Source organism: Bradyrhizobium sp. LM2.9 (genome assembly GCF_054056555.1).
Genome location: NZ_JBSRYJ010000002.1, coordinates 3,211,124 through 3,229,941 on the forward strand (window position 1 = coordinate 3,211,124; position 18,818 = coordinate 3,229,941).

The 18,818-nt window shown below is 64.7% G+C and carries 12 protein-coding genes and 3 pseudogenes; 3 read left to right on the plus strand and 12 right to left on the minus strand.

The features are described from left to right. Positions 1 to 139: 139 nt before the first annotated feature. Positions 140 to 556 carry a CHRD domain-containing protein gene (locus tag ACVWW3_RS17230; RefSeq protein WP_247445525.1) on the plus strand — a complete coding sequence of 139 codons (417 nt, stop codon included), beginning with the start codon at positions 140 to 142 and terminating at the stop codon, positions 554 to 556. Positions 557 to 636: 80 nt separating this feature from the next. On the opposite strand, the gene ACVWW3_RS17235 is transcribed toward ACVWW3_RS17230, so the two are convergent. From ACVWW3_RS17235 to ACVWW3_RS17275, 9 genes and pseudogenes are all read right to left on the minus strand, one after another. Next, a complete protein-coding gene (locus ACVWW3_RS17235) occupies positions 637 to 1,932 on the minus strand; it encodes a cystathionine gamma-synthase family protein (protein WP_247445524.1) in 1,296 nt (431 codons plus the stop codon). Between the two features lie 309 nt (positions 1,933 to 2,241). Continuing rightward, a complete protein-coding gene (locus ACVWW3_RS17240) occupies positions 2,242 to 2,691 on the minus strand; it encodes a cytochrome c (protein ID WP_354106646.1) in 450 nt (149 codons plus the stop codon). A gap of 91 nt (positions 2,692 to 2,782) precedes the next feature. Further along, positions 2,783 to 5,093: pseudogene (locus tag ACVWW3_RS17245) on the minus strand (xanthine dehydrogenase family protein molybdopterin-binding subunit). Positions 5,094 to 5,475: 382 nt separating this feature from the next. Then, positions 5,476 to 5,892: pseudogene (locus ACVWW3_RS17250) on the minus strand (SRPBCC family protein). A 162-nt stretch (positions 5,893 to 6,054) separates the two neighbouring features. Beyond that, the gene (gene murJ / locus ACVWW3_RS17255; RefSeq protein ID WP_456649256.1) at positions 6,055 to 7,581 is read right to left on the minus strand and encodes a murein biosynthesis integral membrane protein MurJ; all 1,527 of its coding nucleotides are present in this window, start codon (positions 7,579 to 7,581) and stop codon (positions 6,055 to 6,057) included. A gap of 196 nt (positions 7,582 to 7,777) precedes the next feature. Further along, positions 7,778 to 8,930: pseudogene (locus ACVWW3_RS17260) on the minus strand (DegT/DnrJ/EryC1/StrS family aminotransferase). 45 nt (positions 8,931 to 8,975) lie between these two features. Then, on the minus strand, positions 8,976 to 9,980 hold the full coding sequence (locus ACVWW3_RS17265; RefSeq protein ID WP_354106651.1) for a Gfo/Idh/MocA family oxidoreductase: 1,005 nt from the start codon (positions 9,978 to 9,980) through the stop codon (positions 8,976 to 8,978). Positions 9,981 to 10,165: 185 nt separating this feature from the next. Further along, entirely contained in the window at positions 10,166 to 11,578 is a 1,413-nt protein-coding gene (locus tag ACVWW3_RS17270; RefSeq protein ID WP_456649254.1) for a mannose-1-phosphate guanylyltransferase/mannose-6-phosphate isomerase, read from the minus strand. Between the two features lie 7 nt (positions 11,579 to 11,585). Further along, positions 11,586 to 12,575 (minus strand): SDR family NAD(P)-dependent oxidoreductase, encoded by a 990-nt coding sequence (locus ACVWW3_RS17275; RefSeq protein WP_456672029.1) that lies wholly within the window; start codon positions 12,573 to 12,575, stop codon positions 11,586 to 11,588. A 193-nt stretch (positions 12,576 to 12,768) separates the two neighbouring features. On the opposite strand from ACVWW3_RS17275, the gene ACVWW3_RS17280 reads away from it, so the two are divergent. Both ACVWW3_RS17280 and ACVWW3_RS17285 read left to right on the plus strand, forming a co-directional pair. Continuing rightward, positions 12,769 to 13,728 (plus strand): lysylphosphatidylglycerol synthase transmembrane domain-containing protein, encoded by a 960-nt coding sequence (locus tag ACVWW3_RS17280; RefSeq protein ID WP_456649253.1) that lies wholly within the window; start codon positions 12,769 to 12,771, stop codon positions 13,726 to 13,728. Then, entirely contained in the window at positions 13,725 to 14,744 is a 1,020-nt protein-coding gene (locus ACVWW3_RS17285) for a glycosyl transferase (protein WP_456672030.1), read from the plus strand. The genes ACVWW3_RS17280 and ACVWW3_RS17285 overlap by 4 nt, the downstream gene beginning before the upstream one ends. On the opposite strand, the gene ACVWW3_RS17290 is transcribed toward ACVWW3_RS17285, so the two are convergent. The 3 genes from ACVWW3_RS17290 to ACVWW3_RS17300 are packed head-to-tail and all read right to left on the minus strand — an operon-like array spanning position 14,732 to position 18,812. After that, complete coding sequence (locus ACVWW3_RS17290) at positions 14,732 to 15,679, minus strand: NAD-dependent epimerase/dehydratase family protein (protein WP_456649252.1); 948 nt, start codon at positions 15,677 to 15,679, stop codon at positions 14,732 to 14,734. The two genes, ACVWW3_RS17285 and ACVWW3_RS17290, sit on opposite strands and share 13 nt — an antisense overlap. Then, positions 15,676 to 16,896 carry a glycosyltransferase family 4 protein gene (locus tag ACVWW3_RS17295; protein WP_456649251.1) on the minus strand — a complete coding sequence of 407 codons (1,221 nt, stop codon included), beginning with the start codon at positions 16,894 to 16,896 and terminating at the stop codon, positions 15,676 to 15,678. Before ACVWW3_RS17295 ends, ACVWW3_RS17290 begins: the two co-directional genes overlap by 4 nt. Positions 16,897 to 16,898: 2 nt before the next feature. Then, positions 16,899 to 18,812: an SDR family NAD(P)-dependent oxidoreductase gene (locus tag ACVWW3_RS17300; RefSeq protein WP_456649250.1), complete on the minus strand. Its 1,914-nt coding sequence runs from the start codon at positions 18,810 to 18,812 to the stop codon at positions 16,899 to 16,901. Positions 18,813 to 18,818: the final 6 nt, after the last annotated feature.

An 18,818-nucleotide genomic window follows, 5' to 3' on the forward strand; every position in this document is an offset into this window, starting at 1 on the left:
CGCCGCGAACCTTATGACCGATGTCTTCGTCGCTCCAACCACGAAGAATTTAGCCCACCGCGGCCTGAAACGGGAATAAACTGAAATGCCGGCTGTTGGAAGTTTGGCAGCCCAAACGGGTTCAGCAGGGAGAAGAGTCATGAACAAGACCGTCATCGCCATGTCAGTGCTCGGCGCCGTTGCCTTTGCGGGTTCGGCCAGCGCGGAAAAGCTGAAAGCAACGCTCGACGCCAAGTCCGAGGTGCCCGCAACGACCAGCAGCGGCACCGGAACGGCCGATCTGGACTACGACGCCGCCAGCAAGAAGCTGTCCTGGAAGGTCACCTATTCCGGCCTGTCCGGCCCCGCCACCGCCGCCCATTTCCACGGACCCGCCGAGGCCGGCAAGAACGCCGGCGTCGCGGTCCCGATCCCCGGCGCCGCCAAGAGCCCGGCGGAGGGCTCGGCGACATTGACCGACGCGCAGGCCGCCGATCTCCTGGCCGGCAAGCTCTACGTCAACATCCACACCGCGGCCAATCCGGGCGGAGAGATCCGCGGTCAGGTGATGAAGTAACCTTTCGCACTGTCCGACAAAAGGGCGGCTGCTTACGCAACCGCCCTTTTCGATTCACGGAGCCCGCGCTGGCGCATACGTCACACGTCAGGTTCGGCCGCATTCAACGCCTGCGCGAGGTCGGCGATCAGGTCCGAGGGGTGTTCGATGCCGATCGACAGCCGGATCGTGGAATCGAGGACGCCGATTTTCCGGCGGATATCGGCGGGAACGCCGGAATGGGTCATGGTGGCAGGCAGGCTCGCAAGCGACTCCGTTCCACCAAGGCTCACCGCCAGCTTGAGGATCTGCAGCGCGTTGAGGAATTTCATGGCCGCCGCCTTGCCGCCGACGATGTCGAACGAGAACGTGGATCCCGCACCTGAGCATTGCCGCGCGAACACAAGTCCGGCCGGCGAAGCCGCTTCGTGATGACCGAGATAGTGGACCTTGGCCACTTTGGGATGGTCGCGCAGATAGTCGGCCACGAGGCGCGCATTCGCATCGGCCTTTTCCATCCGCAGGCTCAGCGTCTCGAGCGACCGATTGATCATCCAGCAGGAATGCGGATCGAGCTGGGTGCCGATGGCGCCCCGGAGCGCCTTGATGCCTTTCACGACCGCCTTCGCGCCGAGCGCGGCGCCCGCGATCAGGTCTGAATGACCGCCGACATATTTCGTGAGCGAGTACAAGGAAATATCCGCGCCGTGCTCGATCGGCCGCTGAAACACCGGTCCGAGCAGCGTATTGTCGCAGGCGATGATCGGGACGTGTCCTTGCTTCTTTCCGATGACGTCGGCGATACGCCGCATCATCGCGACGTCGACCAGCCCGTTGGTCGGGTTGGCCGGAGTTTCGATCAGGATCATCGAGACCCGGCCCTTGCCCATGGCCTCTTCCGCGGCCTGGCTGACCACAGCTTCGTCAACACCATCGGCGAAGCCGACGGCGCCGATCGACAGACGCGCAAGCGTATTCGTCAGCAGGGTTTCCGTCCCGCCATAGAGCGGCTGGGAGTGCAGAATGACATCGCCAGGGCGGACGAAAGCCAGGATCGTGGTTGCGATGGCCGCCATGCCCGATGAGAACAGCGCACAGCTCTCGGTGCGCTCGTAGATCGCGAGCCTGTCCTCGACGATTTCGCTGTTGGGATGATTGAAGCGCGAATAGACCAGGCCCGCACCCATCCCTTCCGGAGGCTCGCGCCGGCCGGAGACGAAATCGAAGAAGTCCTGCCCATCCTCGGCCGTCTTGAACACGAACGTGGAGGTCAGGAACACCGGCGGCTTGACGGCGCCTTCCGACAATTGCGGATCATAGCCATAGGTCAGCATCAGCGTTTCGGGATGCAGCATATGGTTGCCGATGTGCGTCTTCGACGGGAACGGTTTCACCATGGCTTGTCTCGCTGTTTGATTCAGATCCTGCCGCGTTGGAACTCCTGACGTCATAAAGTCGTCAGGAGCCAGATGCGCCAGCATCCAACAGCTCGCATCGACGCCGCGGCGGCCGAGCTGAAGATAGCCGCTCTGACAGCGATCCGTCAGGCCTTGCGAATAGAATTTGCTGCGCCTCCCCTGTCATTCCCCGCGAAGGCGGGGAATCCAGTATTCCAGAGACGTCAAACGTCCCCAGCAGCGCCGCGGCGTACTGGATCGCCCGCCTTCGCGGGCGATGACGCTGAGCTTGTGGTGTCGTGCGTGCTGTTACTTCAGCTTGACGCGATAGGTCTCGTGGCAATCGGTGCAGCGATCGTTGATCGCGGTATAGGCGGCCTTCAGGCTCGCCACGTCGGTGATCTTGCCCTTGACGTCCGCGATCGCCTTCTGGACCGGTGGGATCTTGGAGTCGAAATCGGCTTTGTTCTTCCAAACCTTCGACGACGCCCCATAGGTCGCGTTCACGACGTCCTGCTTGGGATTGACCTCGAACGTCTTGGCAATCTTGGCGACGTCGCCCTCGAGATTGGCGATCGCCTCGTCGACGGCCTTCTGGTTGTAGGGGATGTCGCCCTTGGTCATCTTCTGGATGACGGTGTAGAGGCTCTTGGCCTGCGAGCGCATCAGATTGTCCTGCTGGACGGCAATCTCCTGTTGCGCCATCACGGCGCCCGCACCTAGCACCAACGTGCCCACGACAATCATCATCCGTTTCATCGGCTTGTTTCTCCGGCTTGTATGGGTTGGGGGAGCGCCATCATGATAGAACCCGGCGGCGGGTGTTTATTCCCGCCGCGGAGATCGCCGTTTACAGGCTGTGACGGCGATGGTGCTCGTTGATGGCGATCCACACCCGCTCCGCGGTCGCGGGCATGTCGATGTGGTCGATCTTGTACTCGCGCCAGAGCCCGTCGACGATGGCGTTGACGACGGCCGGACAGGAGCCGATCGCGCCGGCCTCGCCCGCGCCCTTCACTCCCAGCGGGTTGGTCGTGCAGGGGAACGTTGGCAGTCTCGAACACGAACGCAGGCCCGTCCGCCGCGCGCGGCAGCGCGTAGTCCATGAAGGTCGCGGTGATGAGCTGGCCGTCGCTGGCGCCATAGACCACCTGCTCCATCAGCGCCTGGCCGATGCCCTGCATGGCGCCGCCATGCACCTGGCCGGCCAGCAGCAGCGGATTGAGCGTCTTGCCGAAATCGTCGACGATCACGTAGTTGACGATTTTGATGATGCCGGTGGCCGGATCGATCTCGACTTCGGCGACATGCGTGCCGTTCGGATAGGTGCCATCGGCGCTGGCGAAGGTTGCACTCGCGTTCAGCTTCGACGGGTCGGCGCCGGGGCGCTTAGCGAGATCGGCGAACGAGATCGAACGGTCGGTGCCGGCGATGCGCACCACGCCTTCTGAAATCTCGAGGTCGCCGGCGCTGGCCTCCAGCGCCTGCGCCGCGATCTCCTTAAGCTTCGCGCCGAGTTCGCGGGTCGCACGCTCGACGCTGACACCGCCTGAGGGAATCGAGGCCGAGCCGCCGGTGCCGAGGCCCGTGGCGATCATATCGGTGTCGCCCTGGTGGACGTGCACGCGCTCGGGCGCAACGCCGAACTGCTCGGCGACGATCTGCGCATAGGCGGTCTGGTGGCCCTGCCCGCTCGACTGCGTGCCGATCAGGACGGTGATGTCGCCATTGGGATCCATCCGCACATTGGCTGTCTCCTCGCCCATGGTGCCGCAGACCTCGACATAGCTCGCAAGCCCGATGCCGCGGATCAGGCCGTTCTTCTTGGCGAGCTTTGCGCGCTTTCCAAACTCCTTCCACTCGGCGATCTCCATCGCGCGCTTGAGATGCGCGGCGAAGTCGCCGGAATCGTAGACCTTGCCGGTCGCGGTCTTGTACGGCAGCGCCTTCGGCTGAATGAAATTCTTGCGGCGGATGGCGTCCGGCGTCATGTCGAGTTTTCGCGCGCAGGCATCCACGAGGCGCTCGATGACATAAGCGGCCTCAGGCCGCCCCGCGCCGCGATAGGCGTCGACCGGCACGCTGTTGGTGAAGATGGTGCGCACCCGGCAGTGGAACGCCTGGATATCGTAGAGGCCCGGCAGCATGCCGGCGCCGCCATGCGGGATGTAGGGGCCGAAGGTCGACAGATACGCGCCCATGTCGCCCATCAGGTCGCAATCCATCGCGAGGAACTTGCCGTCCTCAGCCAGCGCCATCTTCGCGGTGGTGACGTTGTCGCGGCCTTGCGCATCACCCATGAAATGCTCGGTGCGGTCGGCCGCCCATTTCACCGCTTTCTTCAGCTGTCGCGCGGCGACTGCCAGGAGGGCGTATTCCCGGTATGGAAACAGCTTTGTGCCAAAACCGCCGCCGACGTCGGGGCAGATCACCCGCATCTTGTCGGTCGGGATGTTCAGCACGTTCTGGCAGAGGATGTCGCGCAGGCGATGGCTGCCCTGGCTGCCGACCGTCAGCGTCAGATGGTCGCGCTTGGCGTCGTATTCGCACACGGCAGCGCGTGCCTCCATGAAGCTCGCGACCACACGCGGATTGACAATCGAGATTTCGGCGACCGCATGCGCCTTGGCAAACACTGCTTCGGTCGCGGCCTTGTCGCCGATCGAGACGTCGAACAGCACATTGCCGGCCTTGTCCGGCCAGACCTGCGGCGCGCCCTTCTTGATGGCGTTGACGACGCCGGTCACCGCCGGCAGCGGGCTCCATTTGACCTCGATCGCCTCGATCGCGTCGCGGGCCTGGTCGATGGTCTCAGCCACGACGAAGGCGATGGAATCGCCGACATGGCGCACCTCGTCCTTGGCGAGGATCGGGTAAGGCGGGCCGGTGAAGGGATCGGTTTCGAGATTGAACAGGCAGGGCAGATTGCCGAGATCCTTGACGTCATCGGCGGTCAGGATCAGCGCAACGCCCGGAAGAGTGCGGGCGCGGCTCGCATCGATGGTGTATTTGGCATGCGCATGCGGCGAGCGCAGCATCAGGCAGCGCAACGCGGCCTGCGGCGCGTAATCGTCGGTGTAGCGGCCCTTGCCGCGGATGAGTGCATCATCCTCCTTGCGCAGCACGCTTTGACCAACGCCGAACTTGATGGGAGCCGCCATTTTCTCTTCCCGTTCTCATGGTTGTTTTGCCGGCATATTGCCGTGGAAAAAGTGGCAAGGCAAATGGCTTTGGCTGGGCACGGTCTGCCGGTCAGAAGGGGATGGGACGGAAAGGTCGTGGCTCGCTCATTTCCCTGTGAAGATCGATGGTCCTGCGGACGTCCCCGGCACGCTCGGAAAACCCCTCACAGGTCGCGATGAGCACATTGGTCGTGCCGGCCAGTCATCGGCCAATGGGAGTCAAGCGGACGTTTTGCGACCGCTCTGACAGGTTAGCCAATGAGCCGAAGCCGATCATTCCCCGACGGTTCAGTTTCCGTCAGGTGCTGGGCGAGGAAAGCCGACGCCTATCGGGAATCTCATCTCTTCCCCCTACCCGCCTTCACGACTTCTTCTGCTTCGCTTCCACGTGTCGCGCGAAGTTGTCGAGGATGGCCTGCCAACCGCCTTGCTGCTGCTCGACCGAGTGCGTCGATTCGCCATCGAAGACAACGCGGACGAGAATGCCCTTCGGGCCGGGCACAAACTCGACTTCGGCTTTTCACTCGCCGAACGCGTATTCGATCCGCTTGTGCTCGACGATCTTCGTGTAGGTGCCGGCAAAGTCAAAGCCCATGCTGCCGTCCTTGGCCTCCATGCGAGATGAGAAGGCACCGCCTTCTCGCAGGTCGACGGTAGCCTTGGTCGTATGCCAGTCGTCGGACGCGGCGTTCCACTTCAAGACGTCGGCAGGCGTCGTATAGGCGCGCCAGACCTGATCGATGGGGGCTGCTACGTTGGTTTCGACGGTGATCCTCATAAACAGTGCTCCTGGTTCGATTTTGCCGGATCGAGGTGACGGCATCACTTCACGTGTGCAGGGTCCATCCACCGCACTTCCGCGATGTGTCCATCCAAGGACGATCGAGACTGGTCCGTGCCGACAAGGTCGAGCCGTCAATGCGTTGAAAATTCGAAGAAGCTAGCCGCGCACCAGCGAGACCAGCCAGCGGCGGCCGAACAGAACCAGGATCGCGAGCGCGTAGACGATTGTGCCCCCGAGGGCCAACAGGACCAGCGTCAGTTCGTCTTGGAAGTGCATCGAGGCAAGATAGGCGCCGCTGAACCGCGCGATCAGCCAGAAGGCGGCGGCCAGGTTGATGCCGGTCAGCAGGAATTTGGCCAGCGACAACAGCCAGGCACGGTCCAGCACGAGAAAGCCCCGCCGCACTGCGAAGAAGAGCACCAGCAGCAGATTGGTCCAGACACCGACGGCTGTTGCGAGCGCCAGGCCGATCTGGGCGAGCGATCCCATCAAGGCGACCTTCAGGGCGACGTTGACGGCGATGCCGGTCAGTGACGCTCGAACCGGCGTCGCCGTATCCTTGCGCGCATAGAAGGTCGCGACCGCGCTGCGGATCAGCACGAAGGGGATCAGACCGATGGCATAGGCGGCGAGCGTGGCGCCGGCGACGGCGGCATCGGCTTTCGAGAACGCCCCGCGGGCGAACAGCGCCCGCATGATCGCGTCGGGCACGGTGAGGAAGGCGGCGACGAACGGCACCGAGAACAGCAGCGTGAAATCGAACGCGCGGCGCTGCGCCTTCATCGCGCCGTCATGGTCGTTGGCGGTGATCCGCCGCGACATCTCCGGCAGCAGCACCGTGCCGATGGCGATGCCGATCACGCCGATCGGCAGCTGGTTGAGGCGGTCGGCATAGTAGAGCGCCGACAGCGCGCCCGCGGGCAGGAAGGTCGCGATGATGGTGTCGGCAAACAGCGCGACCTGCGTGCCCATCGAACCCAGCGTCGCGGGCCCGAGCGCCCTAAAGAAGCCGCGGACGTCTTCGTCGAGCTTGAGTGGCGCAAAGCGCGGCAGGCCGCCATGGCGCGCGAGATCGCCCGCCAGCAGGAAATATTGCAGGAAGCCCGAGATCAGGACGCCCCAGGCGGCGGCATGGCCCGCGCTGGGAAACCAGACAGCGAGCGCCAGCGTCATCATCATCGAGATGTTGAGGAAGATCGAGGCCGCCGCAGCGCTGGCGAAGCGCTGCATCACGTTGAGCATGCCGCCATAGAGCGTGACCAGCGTGATCAGCAGCAGATAGGGAAAGGTGATCCGGGTGAGCTCGATCGCGAGCCTGCGCTGCTCGGCATCCTCGCTAAAGCCGGGCGCCAAAATGCTCATGGCCTGCGGCATGAACAGCCAGGCGACTATCAGCAGCACCACTTGCGAGGCCAGCAGCAGCGTGAAGATGCGGTCGGCGAACAATCTTGCCGCCCCCTCCCCGCGCTCGCCATGGACGTGGGCATAGGCCGGCACCCAGGCGGCGTTGAACGCGCCTTCGGCAAAGATCGCGCGGAAATGATTGGGCAGCCGCAGCGCCACGAAAAAGGCGTCGGCCACGGGGCCGGCGCCGAGGATCGCCGCGAGCATGATGTCGCGGGCAAATCCCGTCAGCCGCGAGAGCAGCGTATATCCGCCAACCGTGAAGATGCGTCCGAGCATGCGTATGTTTTAGAGCATGGCGAGATTAGGTCTAGGTGCAAGCTGCGGCGCAGGTCCGCTCCCTCCCCCGCTTGCGGGAGGGTTGGGGAGAGGGTGTTTCCGCAATTGAGCCCCCCAGAGGAGAGAACCCTCACCCGGATCGCTTGCGCGATCCGACCTCTCCCGCAAGCGGGAGAGGTAAAGAATAACGGCGAAATCAGGTTGAAAGCGCGCCGCGCACGGCCGCGATGATTCGCTCCTGATCGGCTTCGGTCAGATAAGCGTGCATCGGCAGGCTGATGACGTCCTGCGACAGGCTCTCGCAGCCCGGCAGGCCGCCTTCTGCAACCGGATACTGCTTGTAGGCGGTTTGCTGATGCATCGACTTGCCGTAATAGATCGCGGTCGGCAACACCCTGGGCCTTCAGCGCGGCGGCGAAGCCGTCGCGGTCGGTGCCCTCAGGGAGACGGATCGTGTACTGCGCCCAGACCGATGTATTGCCGGGAGCAACGCGCGGCACGGTGACCACATTGCTGAGTCCTCGCGCGTAGCGTTCGGCGACCTTGTTGCGGGCAGCGATCTCGTCGTCGAAGATCTTCAGCTTCTCGATCAGGATCGCGGCCTGCATGGTGTCGAGCCGGCCGGTCAGGCCGAGGCGGACGTTGTCGTATTTATCGACGCCCTGCCCGTGCACGCGGATGCTGCGCAGCGTCGCCGCGAGCTCGTCGTCATCGGTGAAGATCGCGCCGCCGTCGCCGAAGCAGCCAAGCGGTTTTGCGGGGAAGAAGCTGGTCGCGGTGGCGAGCGCCAGCGTGCCGAGCTTGCTGCCCTTGTAGCTCGCACCAAATCCCTGCGCGGCGTCGTCGAGCACGAACAGGCCTTCCGCCTTGGCGATCTCGGCAATGGCGTCGTGATCGGCGGGCTGGCCGAACAGGTCGACCGGAATGACCGCGACCGGTTTGAGGCTCTGCTTGCGGGCGGTCGCGATGCCGCGCTTCAGCGACTCCGGGCTCATGTTGAAGGTCGCTTCGTCCACGTCGACATAGACCGGCGTTGCGCCGGTCCGCGCCACTGGCGAAGCCGTCGCGATGAAGGTGAACGACGGACAGAACACGGCGTCGCCCGGTCCGACATTCTTCGCCATCATCACCATCAGGATCGCGTCGGTGCCGCTCGCGCAGCCGATAACGTGCTTCGCGCCGCAATAGGCCGCAAGCTGCTTCTCGAGCTCGGCGACTTCAGGGCCGTTGACGAACTGACAATGGTCGAGAACGCGCTTCACGGCTGTATCGAGCGAATCGCCGAGCCGGCGGCGCTGCGAGGCGACGTCGATGAAGGGAATGGGTTCGGAACGCAGATGCTGGTTCATGGCCTGGTTCTTGGCGCCTTCTTGAATGGTCGACATGGAAAAGGATCAGCCGGCGACGCGGCGCGGACCCTTGCGGGCGGACGACGTGGCTGCGGGGCGGGACGGCGTTTCCAGGCACTGCGTCGCGATCTCGAGGCTGGCAACACCTTCGTCGCCCGTGACCGCCGGCGTCTCGCCGTTACGTACGGCCTTGAGGAACGCGATCAGCTCGGCGCGAAGCGGCTCGTCATGGCCGACCGGCAGATGCCGCATCGAATAGCTGCCGTCCGGCTTGAAGCCGAAGCATTCGGTGACCTGACGCGTCAGGAGATCGCCCATCACGTATTTGCCGCGGGTCGCGACCGTGACGCTGCGCGCCTTGAACGGGGTCAGCCAGTTGGTGTTGATGTGGGCGAGCACGCCGTTGGCGGTGCGGAACTGCAGCAACGCGATGTCCTCGCGCTCGGCGATCGCGCTCGACAATTGCGGTTGCACCTCGACGATGTCGGATTCGGTGAACCAGCGGATCAGATCGATGTCATGCACGGCAAGATCGATGACGACGCCGACATTGGACATGCGCGGCGGGAACGGGCCGACCCGCGTGATCGCGATGGAGAGGATATCCTCGCCCGCGATCGCCTGCTTGACGGCGGCGACCGCCGGGTTGAAGCGCTCGACATGGCCGACCATCAGCGTCACGCCGGCCTTTTGCGCAGCAGTGACGATCTCGCGGCCTTCCGCGACCGTGGAGGCGATCGGCTTCTCGACCAGCACGTGGATGTTCTTGGCGATACAGGCGAGCGAGACCTCGTGATGCAGATGGGTAGGCGCCGCAATGGTGACGGCATCGATGCCCTCGGCCAAGAGCTGGTCGAGCGTCTCGAAGCCCGTGCAATTGGCAAGTTCCATGGCGCGCGTGCGATGTGCCGGCGAAGGATCGACGACGCCGACGAGGCTGACGCCGGGCAAGCCGCTCAGCACGCGCGCGTGGTTGCTGCCCATCACGCCGGCGCCAATGACGCCGACGCGCAAGCCGGCCTTTGCCGGTGCAGATCCGTTGGAACTCATCTGAGCAAACCCCGATTCAACGCAAAATCCCCGGCGCAGCTCTAGCACGGACGCCACATTTGTGGCGAATGCCGCCCTCACGATCCGGACACGATTTGATTCAAAAAGTTACACGTTCCCTGGGCCTTAAGCCTCTGAAAGAGGCCAATGTTTCAGCCCGCGTCGCGTGATTCGGAGCTTGCTGGCTACGACCGTTGATAGTCGTCTTCAATCCGGATGATGTCGTCTTCGCCGAGATAGCTTCCGGTCTGGACCTCGATCAGCTCCAGCATGATCTTGCCCGGGTTCTCCATCCGGTGCACCGCGCCCATCGGGATGTAGATCGACTCGTTCTCGTGCACCGTCTTGACGGTCTCGTTGACGGTGACGCGGGCGGCGCCGCGGACCACGATCCAGTGCTCGGCGCGATGATGGTGCTTCTGCAGCGACAGACGCCCGCCCGGCTTCACCACGATGCGCTTGACCTGATGGCGCTCGCCATTGTCGACCGACTGGTAGCTGCCCCAGGGCCGATGCACCCTAAGGTGCTCCTCGGTGACCTTCGGTGCCACCGCCTTGAGCTTGGTCACGAGCCGCTTCAGGCCGTTGGCATCCTTCTGGCGCGAGACCAGCACCGCGTCCGCAGTCGCGACCACGACGAGATCGTCGACGCCTTCGAGCGCGACCAGCGCGGAATCGGTGGTGACGTTGCAGTTGCGGGAATCTTCGAACACGGCGCTGCCGTGCGAAGCATTGCCTTGCGCGTCCTTCTCGGACAATTCCCACACCGCGTGCCAGGAGCCGACGTCGGACCAGCCGCAGGACACCGGCACCACCGCTGCGCGCGAGGTCTTCTCCATCACCGCATAGTCGATCGAGATCGCCCTGGCCGCGCCGAACGCCTCGGGCTCCAGCGTCACGAAGCCGAGATCGCGGCCGGCATTGGCGACGGCATTGGAGATCGCCTCCACGCTCGCCGCGTCGACCTTGCGGTATTCGTCGAGCAGCACGCTGGCCGGGAACATGAAGTTGCCGCTGTTCCAGAGATAGCCGGAATTGACGTAGTCGGCCGCCTTCACCGCGTCCGGCTTCTCGACGAAGCGTGCGACTGCGTGCACCGTGCCGGAGATCACCTCGCCCGGGCTGATATAGCCGTATTCGGTCGCCGGCCGCTCCGGCTTGACGCCGAAGGTGACGATGCGCCCGGCACTCGCAGCGATGAGACCCTCGCGGCACGCCGCGACGAAGGCGGCATTGTCCTGCACCACATGATCGGCGGCGAGCGCAAGCACGATGGCTTCACCGGCGCGGTTCTGCGCGAACACCGCGCCCGCGGCAATCGCGGGGCCCGAATCGCGCCGCATCGGCTCGAGGATCACGTCGGCCTCGATGCCGATCTCGGCGAGCTGCTCCAGCACCATGAAGCGGTAGGAGGCATTGGTGATCACGATCGGACGATCGAACAGCGAGGCCTCCGAGACGCGCGAGAGCGTGTCCTGGAAGGTCGAGCGCGCGCCGAACAGCGGCAGGAATTGCTTGGGGCGCACCTCGCGCGAAGCCGGCCACAGCCGCGTGCCGGCACCGCCGCACATGATCAGGGGGATAATGCGTTTGTCCATCGTCATTTCAAACCTTGAAGTGGTCCCGATACCAGGTGACAAAATTACGAACCCCGTGCGCAATCGGCGTTGACGGTGCAAAGCCGGTGTCGCGCATCAGATCCGAGACATCCGCGAACGTTTCCAAAACGTCTCCCGGCTGCATCGGCAGCAATTCTTTGACCGCCGTCCGACCCAGCTCCTGCTCCAGAAGTCCGACGACATGCATCAGTTCTTCCGGATGGTGGTTGCCGACATTGTAGACCTTAGACGGCGCATTTGCGGCAGCCGGGTCATCCGCGGGCACCTGATCAATCAGCTTGGACACCACGCGGGTGACGTCGTCAATATAGGTGAAGTCGCGACGCATTTTGCCATGGTTAAAGAGCCGGATCGGCCGATCGGCCATGATGGCGTTCACGAACAGAAACATGGCCATATCGGGCCGACCCCAGGGGCCGTAGATGGTAAAGAAGCGCAGGCCCGTGACCGGCAGCCGATAGAGATGGCTGTAGGACTGCGCCATCACCTCGTTCGCCTTCTTGGTCGCGGCGTAGAGGCTCACGGGATGGTCGGTCCGGTCCTGCACGGCAAATGGCAGTTTTGTGTTGGCGCCATAAACGGAGGATGACGAAGCGTAGACGAGATGACGACAACCATTGTGCCGGCAGCCCTCCAGCACGTTGAGAAAGCCCTGGAGATTGGAATCGGCGTAGGCGTGCGGCTGCTCGATCGAATAGCGCACGCCGGCCTGGGCCGCGAGATGCACGACTTTGGCAAATCGGTGTCGCGCAAACAGCGCCGCGATGGTCTCGCGGTCGGCGAGATCGGCCTCGACGAAGGAGAAACGGGAATCCCCGCGCAACAGCGCAAGGCGCGCCTGTTTCAACGCCGGGTCGTAATAGCCGTTGAGATTGTCGAGCCCGACGACGGGCCGGCCCTCGCTCAGAAGCTGCCGGGTGACGTGAAAGCCGATGAAACCGGCCGCACCCGTAATCAAAATCGCCTGATCCGTCATTCTGTTCCCGAGAAATCCTTCGCCCGTGAGGCCTCTCTAGCGGGGAGCGCAATAGCTCCGCCACCCTGCATGAGGCTGTTCATGAGAACTCTTAATAACCGCTATTGCAAGATCGACGCCAAAACCATACCAAAGCGGCCGAATTCGGCGCCTCGCGTCGGGTGGTTTCAAATCCCTTGTTCACGCGGGCGAAATGCGCCGAATCCTGCTGTCGACGGCCAAGATCCTGATTTCCGGAGCGCTGCTCTATTTGGCGCTGCGCAAGGTCGATCTGTCCGAACTGTTTTCGCGTTTCACCGTGACCAGCCTGTTCTGGATCGGCCTGGCAATCGCGATCACGTTCCTGCAAATCTTCGTCGGCGTGCTGCGCTGGCGCGAGATCAGCGCGGAATGCGGCGCGCCGCTCGAGCTCGGCCGGGCCATGCGCTACAACGTGATCGGATCGTTCTTCAACCAGACCCTGCCGTCGGCGATCGGCGGCGATGCGGTCCGGCTCTGGCTCGTCGCGCGCGCGGGCGCCGGCTGGCGCGCTGCGACCTACTCGATCTTCGTCGACCGCGCGATCGGTTTGATCGCGCTCGCGATCATCATCGTCGCGAGCCTGCCCTGGAGCTACGCCCTCATCGCCGATCCGCACGGGCGCTCGGCGCTGCTGCTCGTCGACCTCGCGGCGCTCGCGGGTGGTCTCGGCTTCCTGGTCTTCGGCGCGCTGAAATGGCACTGGCTGAAAACCTGGTGGGCCACGCATCACATTCACGCCTGTGCCGTGATCGCCAACCGCGTGATCTTCAGCCGCTCGCGCGGACCGGCGGTCGTGATCCTGTCGCTCGCCGTGCATGTGCTGGCCGTCGTGGTCGCCTGGTGCGTCGTGCAGTCGATCGCGGCGCCGGTCGGCTTCAGCGACGTCTTTATGCTCGTACCGCCGGTGATGCTGATCACGATGATGCCGATCTCGATCGCCGGCTGGGGCGTGCGTGAAGCCACCATGGGCCTCGCGTTCGGCTTCGCGGGACTTGCCACGAACGAGGGCGTCAACGTCTCGCTCCTGTTCGGCGCCGTGTACTTCATCGTCGGCGCTGTCGGCGGCCTGGTCTGGATCCTCAGCGCGGAGAAAGCCGCGCAGGGGTCGGCGCCGCTCGGGGTGCCGGAGTGAACGCGACCGTTGACGCGCTCGGCGCCCTACCCTCGCTGCTTGCCGTTGCCATTGCCGCGCTGGTGTCGGCCGCCATCACCTGGACCAGCCGCCCCCTGCTCCAGCGCTACGCATTGGCGCGCCCCAACGCGCGGTCCTCGCATCGTATCCCGACCCCGCAGGGTGCGGGCATCGCGGTAATCGCCGCGACGCTGCTGGTCGCATCAGCCTGGGCAGCCTGGGCGAACGTCGCCATTCCACCCGCGCTGATCGCTGCGACGATCCTGATCGCCCTGGTCGGATTTGCCGACGACATCGTGTCGCTGCCGGTGCTCGTGCGCCTCGTGCTGCAGGCCGCCGCGGTCGGCGCCGTCGTGTTCACCGCGCCCGAGACGGCGCGCATCGCGCCGGCGCTGCCGCTGGCGCTGGAGCGCGGCCTCATCCTGCTGGCGGGCGTGTGGTTCGTGAACCTCGTCAACTTCATGGACGGGCTTGACCTGATGACGGTGGCGGAAGTCGTGCCCGTCACCGCGGCGCTGCTGCTGCTGGGACTGCTCAGCGATTTGTCGTGGCCGGCCGCGCTGATCGCCGCGGCGCTGTGCGGCGCCGTGCTCGGCTTTGCGCCGTTCAACAAGCCGCTCGCAAAGGTCTTCCTGGGCGATGTCGGCAGCCTGCCGATCGGCCTTTTGCTCGGATGGTGCCTGCTCGAGCTCGCCTGGCACGGACAAGCAGCCGCAGCGCTGCTGCTGCCGGCCTATTACCTCGCGGATGCCACCATCACGCTGTTTCGCCGCATCGCGCGCCGCGAACAATTCTGGTCGGCGCATCGCTCGCACTTCTACCAGCGCGCCACCGACAACGCCTTCACGGTCCCGCAAGTGATTCGCGAAGTGTTCGTGCTCAACCTCGTGCTGGCATTGCTTGCCATCGTCACCGCGCGTGCCGGCGCGATCGCGATCACGCTTCTCTCCCTGCTCGCCGGCGCGATCGCGATCGGATTTGTGCTGCGGCGCTTCTCCCGCCGTCAGGCGTCCTGAGCCGACAGCGCCAGCCGCAAGCCCTCGTCGAGAGAGACCTGCGGCTGCCAGCCGGTTGCGGTCACCTTGGCGAGGTTGAGCTCGAGCGAGCCGATCAGGCTGTCATGCGTATCCTGCCGGCCCATCACGCTCAGCAGCGTTGAGAGCAGGTCCGGCGGCATGCCGAACAGCCGCGAGTTCTTGCCGGCAGCTTTCGCCAGCCGCTCGATGAATTCGGGCGTGGAGACTTGCTCCTTGTCGGCCACCAGGAAGATCTCGTAGTTGCTCGTGGGATCGGGATGGGAGAGCCGGCGCAGGATGAACGACGACAGGTTCTGCACGGCAAGGAAGGCGCGGTGATTGTGGATCGCGGCAAAGGGCAGCGGCAGCCCGAGGTTCACGGCACGAGTCAACAGCGCGAAATTGCCCTTGGCGCCCGCACCATAGACCAGCGGCGGCCTGATCACCGAAATCTTCATGGCGCTGTCGCGCGCCAGCGTCTTCAAGCCCGCCTCGGCCGCGGCCTTGGACATGCCGTAGAGGCCGCGCGGCGTCAGGATATCGTCCTCGCTGAACGGCGCGCGGCCCTCGTTGCTGCGGCCGTGCACGAGAACTGTGCTGACGAAGATGAACTGACGCACGCCAGCCGTCGCCGCGCTGCGCGCCAGGTGCAGCGTGCCGGCAATGTTGACGTTGCGGTAGAGCTGGACCGCATGCTCCTCGTGCTTGTGATGCACGCGCGCGGCGAGATGGACCACCGCGTCGATGCCTTGAAGCGCGGCCTGCCAGTCGGTCTCGGGGCCGATCGTCTCGATCACGACCTCGTCGTCCATGCCTTCCGGGCTGCGCACTGCGCGGCGGACCGACCATCCCTCGCGCGCCAGCGCGGGCACGACATGACGGCCGACGAAACCGCTCGCCCCCGTCACGAGTACGACTGGCTTGAGCTCGTTCATCGTTGCTCCGCCAGTTCGGGGTTGCGCAGCAATTCGTCGACCACGGCGGCATAGGCGTTCATCGCGGTGACGCGATCGAACTTCGCTGCCGCCTTCACCGCGCGCTCCGCAATAGTGACATCGTCGGAGCGAGACGCCGCCCGGATCGCCTCGGCCAGTTGATCGGCACGGCCCGGCGTCACGACCCAGCCCAGACCGTTCTCCACCACCGTCAACGCGGCCTCGGCCTCCGGCTCGGAGACCAGCACCACGGGACGGCCAACCGCCAGCAGATTGTAGAACCGGCTCGGCACCGACACCCCCGCAACATCCTTCCGGTACGGAATGATCCAGAGATTGGCCGCCGCCAGGAATGCCTCGAGCTCGGCATTCTCGACCCGCGCCACGAAGGAGACATTGGGCAAGTTCGCTTCGGCCTGCAACTGCGTCAGCCGCTCGAAGCCGATGCCCCAGCCAGAGAGCAGGAAGTGGATGTTCGAATCGTCTTTCAAAAGGCGCGCCGCCTCGAACACGATCTCCGGATCGTGGGTGAAGCCGAGATTTCCCGACAGGCCGACAATGAAACGCGCGCGATGCGCCTTGCGGAACGGATTGTCCGCCGTCACCGGGCGGGGTGCGGGCGCGAGCGTCGCCCAGTTCGGGATGAAGCGGATCTTGTTCCGCGTCATGCCGGAGTAGCTCAGCAGCGGCCGCTCCGCATCGCGGCCGATGGTGATGACGGCATTGAGCGCGCGGAACATCAGGCTGTTGGCGGCGCGCATCGTCATGGTCACGATCGAACCGGGCTTGAGCAGGCCCGCCATCACCAGCACGTCGGGGAAGAGATCGTGCATGATCAGCGCAGAGCGCGCGCCCTTCAGCCTTGCCGCCGCCGCGACCGCATAAGGCAGCATGAACGGCGCGGTGACGGTGAGCACGACGTCACCTCGCCTCAGCTCCCGTGTCAACGCCAGGAACGTGCGCGCCGCGAACAGCAGCTCGGAGGCGCCGCGCCGCACCAGCGCCGCCTTGCCCGCGATACGGTTCTTGACGGCGACGACGCGCGGCTTGCCGGGCCCGGTCAGCGACGCCGGCAGCGCGCCTGATGAGCCCGACAGCACCACGACCTCGTGATCCCCGGCGATGCGGCAGGCGATCTCGGCCATGATCGCCGCCGTCGTGCTGGGATCAGGCGGGTAATGCTGGCTCGCGACGACGATCTTGCCTCGAGGCTGCATGGTCAGGCCGCGGTCGACCCGAATTCCGGAACCGCGTCCTTCAGGATGGTCCTGATGGTGGCGCGATCGTCGCGCGCGATCGCCTGCTCCAGCGCTGCAATCCATTTGCGCAGCGTCTGCATCGGCGGCTCGTTCGGCTGCGCGGCCATGATGCCGGCGACGCCGATCTCGCGGGTCGGCTCCTCGGAGGCAAACAGGATTTCGTGCAGGCGTTCGCCGGCCCGCATGCCCGTGAACACGATTTCGATGTCGTAGCCCGGCTGCAAGCCAGAGAGGCGGATCATGCGCTCGGCGAGATCTACGATCTTTACAGGCTGGCCCATGTTGAGCACGTACACCGACACGTCGGAACGCTGTGTTCCGAGCGCATGCGTTGCCGCCGTGATGACGAGATCGCAGGCCTCGCGAATGGTCATGAAGTAACGGACCATGTCGGGATGCGTGACCGTCACGGGGCCGCCGGCATCGATCTGGGCCTTGAACTTCGGCACCACCGAGCCGTTCGACGCCAGCACATTGCCGAACCGGACCGAGATCAGCCGCATCGACCGGCTCGCGCCGCCGTGGCCTGCCGCGAGATCATGGTCGAGCGCCTGGCAATACATCTCGGCGAAGCGCTTGGTGAGGCCGAGCATCGACACCGGCTCGATCGCCTTGTCGGTCGAGATCATCACCATGGCTTCGGCGCCGGCACTGTGCGCGGCATCGGCAACGTTGATCGAGCCGAAGATGTTGGTCTTGACGCCCTCGCTCCAGTCGCGCTCGAGGATCGGCACGTGCTTGAGCGCGGCGGCGTGGAACACGATGTCCGGCTTGAAGTCGGCCATCAGACGCATGATGCGCTCACGGTCGCGAATATCGGCGATCCGCCCTTCGATCGAAGCAGCTGTGCCGCGCGCCGCGAGCGCTTCCGTGATCGCGTAGAGCGCGGGCTCGGAATTTTCCACGATCAGGAGGCGCGTGGCGCCGAACGCGACGACACGCTCGCAGATCTCGGAACCGATCGAGCCGCCCCCGCCGGTGACGATCACGGCCTTGCCCTCGATCAGGGCCTCGAGCCGCGCATAGTCGATCGTCTCGCTCGGCCGCAGCAGCAAGTCCTCGACGGCGACGGCGGTGAGCCGCGGCGTGTCGCCGCTCTCGAGCGAGGGCATGCGGCTCACGATCACGCCGAGCTTGCGCGCCCGCATCAGGATCGATTCGGGATGGGCCTCCGGCTCGAATGCCGTCGGCGTCATCACCACGCGCGCGATCGGCTTGCCGCGCTTGGCGAAGTCGGCGACGACATCCTCGATGTCATCGACGCCGCCCAGAACCGGGACGTTGCGGATGGACTGGCCGCGATCGGAACTCGACGGCGACAGCACGCCGACCGGCCAGATGCGCTTGATCGCCCCGCTCTCGATTCCGCGCAACAGCACCTCGGCATCCGCGGCGCGGCCGATCAGCAGCGTCGGCGCGGCATCCCCGATGCGGGCCTGACGCCGCACCCGCGTATAGCGGAAATAACGGTAGGCCATGCGCAACGCGCTGAGGAAGGAGATCTCGATGAACCAATAGAGGACGATCGTCACCTTGCCGAGAAAGAAGGCGCCGCGGACATTGGGGGCGACGAAGATGTAGTCGAGCACCAGGAGCGCAACCGTCAGCACGGTCGCGACGCGGATGATGTTCAGCGCGTCGGGCAGTGAGATGAAGCGCCATTTCGTCGTGGTCAGGTTGAAGACGAAGAACACGACCACGCTGAAGGCGAGGAAATAGGGCAGGATCTGGATCAGCAGCGGCAGGCGGTCGAAGAAACCTTCGCCGCCCTCGAAGCGCAGATAGAAGGCAGCGAACAGCGCGGCCGTGGTCGCCAGCAGGTCGTGGAGCGCGATGAAGAAATTGCGCAAGGTGAGATGCGAAAGACGCGTCATCCGCTG

What these genes read in the sequence shown, in the direction of transcription:
- ACVWW3_RS17300 (WP_456649250.1), bottom strand. Translation starts at nt 18,812, where the DNA reads ATGACGCGTCTTTCGCATCTCACCTTGCGCAATTTCTTCATCGCGCTC.
- ACVWW3_RS17290 (WP_456649252.1), bottom strand. Translation starts at nt 15,679, where the DNA reads ATGAACGAGCTCAAGCCAGTCGTACTCGTGACGGGGGCGAGCGGTTTC.
- ACVWW3_RS17235 (WP_247445524.1), bottom strand. Translation starts at nt 1,932, where the DNA reads ATGGTGAAACCGTTCCCGTCGAAGACGCACATCGGCAACCATATGCTG.
- ACVWW3_RS17240 (WP_354106646.1), bottom strand. Translation starts at nt 2,691, where the DNA reads ATGAAACGGATGATGATTGTCGTGGGCACGTTGGTGCTAGGTGCGGGC.
- ACVWW3_RS17265 (WP_354106651.1), bottom strand. Translation starts at nt 9,980, where the DNA reads ATGAGTTCCAACGGATCTGCACCGGCAAAGGCCGGCTTGCGCGTCGGC.
- murJ (WP_456649256.1), bottom strand. Translation starts at nt 7,581, where the DNA reads ATGCTCGGACGCATCTTCACGGTTGGCGGATATACGCTGCTCTCGCGG.
- ACVWW3_RS17295 (WP_456649251.1), bottom strand. Translation starts at nt 16,896, where the DNA reads ATGCAGCCTCGAGGCAAGATCGTCGTCGCGAGCCAGCATTACCCGCCT.
- ACVWW3_RS17275 (WP_456672029.1), bottom strand. Translation starts at nt 12,575, where the DNA reads ATGACGGATCAGGCGATTTTGATTACGGGTGCGGCCGGTTTCATCGGC.
- ACVWW3_RS17270 (WP_456649254.1), bottom strand. Translation starts at nt 11,578, where the DNA reads ATGGACAAACGCATTATCCCCCTGATCATGTGCGGCGGTGCCGGCACG.
- ACVWW3_RS17280 (WP_456649253.1), top strand. Translation starts at nt 12,769, where the DNA reads ATGCGCCGAATCCTGCTGTCGACGGCCAAGATCCTGATTTCCGGAGCG.
- ACVWW3_RS17230 (WP_247445525.1), top strand. Translation starts at nt 140, where the DNA reads ATGAACAAGACCGTCATCGCCATGTCAGTGCTCGGCGCCGTTGCCTTT.